At 51.4% G+C, this 1,904-nt stretch carries 1 protein-coding gene; it reads right to left on the bottom strand.

What is annotated here, in order from left to right:
- On the bottom strand, nt 1–1,904 hold a 1,904-nt coding region (locus RIF36_RS25055; RefSeq protein WP_350149700.1), incomplete at both ends, for a hypothetical protein.

Raw genomic sequence — 1,904 nt, 5'->3', positions numbered from 1 at the left:
TCCACCTTGGTCACCACAATGCTGGTAGGAGTAGCCAACGCATTGATACGGATGCTGTTCTGCTCAACACCTGTGCCGCCCCCCAACTGGAAGTCCACAAATGAGGTCGGATCCATCGGGATGCCCGGATACTGTATGTTGACACGATAGTCCCCGTCGGGCAGGTTGTTCATCTCAAACTGACCCGTTTCATCGGTTTGAACATAGGCGATCAGTTCATACTCATCTTCGTTGTCTTTCGCTCTGAACCGGGAACGGCTCACACTCACCCCGGCTCCCTGCACTCGGCTGCGGTCAAGAACCCTGCCCCCAGTGTCCCCAAAGTCCGATTCAAAAAGACCTTTGAACGTGTTGTCTCCATCCGCCGGGGTCAACTCCCTCGGTACGTTAACCAGCGTTAACGCCAGGTCTCCACTATTGTCTCTTAGTTGGATCAGGTCGGCAAACACCCAGTCGATCGTGCTCCGGTAGTAGCTCGGGATGTATACTTGTTTGTCCTGCTCTCCGTACAAAAGATAGTCTCCCAATATCACACTGTTGATTGTAAACACGCCATTATCGCTGCTGGTGTATAAACCTGTCGTATCATAAGCTCCTTCTTTTACTCCTAACAATGCGCCTGTTACGCCGCTAACTCTTAATTCGTTCAGGTCTGTTGTCGTGCCTGTAATGGCGGCAGTGGCAAGAACTCTTTGTACTTCGCTTCGCAAGCTGAGGCCAGCTACTTTGCTATTGGTTATCTCCAGCTCATAGCTTCCCATGTTCTCATACCTTATTGGCCCTAGCTGATAGGTGCTGCTGGTTCCTGCGGCTATCGATGATCCATTGCGATACCACTGGTAGCTATTAGCCGTCCCACCAACTGGCACCTCTACTGTTACTTCTGTGTTCACTGCTATCTTTTCGTCTCTGGCCTGGCCGGTAAGCTTCTGAGGTGCATAGGTCATACTCGCTATGCCTATGTTAGGCTCAAGGTCGTCAAACTGAAGCCGGTTGTTTCTAACGTCAAGGGTGTTGAGCTGTATGATGTTGGTTAGCGCTGGCAAGCTGCTTATCTCATTGTCATTCAAATCAATCACTGTAAGTCTCCTCATGTCGCCCAGACCAGCGGGTACATCACCAGCAAGGTTGTTCGACGGAAGGGTAATACCTGTAACACGGTCGTTCTCTACTGTGATGCCAAACCAGCTAGTGATGTCAGCCGTGTTCCAATTGGTTTTGTTTGTCCAGCTGTCGCCAGCCGTTAGGGTATAAAGCTCGGTCAGTACCAGCCTGTCTCGTTCCAATGAGCTTACCCGAAGTGTAATAGGCAATGTGTTCAACGTAAGGTTGGGTAGCAAGCTATTGCGTACTTCGACGGTGTAGCTCCCTTCTTCAGCAAATGTGGGAAAGGCGATTGTATACGCCGCTGCGGTGGCTCCATCGATGGTGGTTCCGTTTTTATACCATTGATAAAGGTTCGATGCGCCAGGGCTGGTGCGATCAAGTGTCAATGACTCGCCTCTTTCCTGAAGCAGGTCAGTAGCTGCGAAAATATCGCCCTGCGGTGAGTAGCTAAACGTCGTTACCCCTGCAAACTGCTCCAGGGAACCAAAGTCCAGTTGATTGGAAGACAGATCCAATACTGACAGTGCTGCCAGGTTAGTGTTGTCGGGCACCAGCGTGACCTGGTTATTGGCCAGGTCCAGCTGCTGTAGTGCATTCAACTCGGTGCCCGTCAGCGTTGGGAAGGTGCCCGTCACATTATTAGAGGCAAGGTTGAGTGCGCTCACCCGGCTATTTGTTACTGCTACGCCTGCCCAGCCTCTCACCTGGCTTACCTTCCAGTTCCCTGAACTACTCCAGCCAGCACCTCCCATTTGGTCGTAGATTTTAACCAGCGCTGTCGAGTCAGACGTTAGCTC

The organism is Imperialibacter sp. (assembly GCF_040222815.1).
Lineage (GTDB): Bacteria > Bacteroidota > Bacteroidia > Cytophagales > Cyclobacteriaceae > Imperialibacter.
The sequence above is the reverse complement of the archived record's forward strand: the minus strand, read 5'-3'. Positions and strand labels throughout refer to the sequence as shown.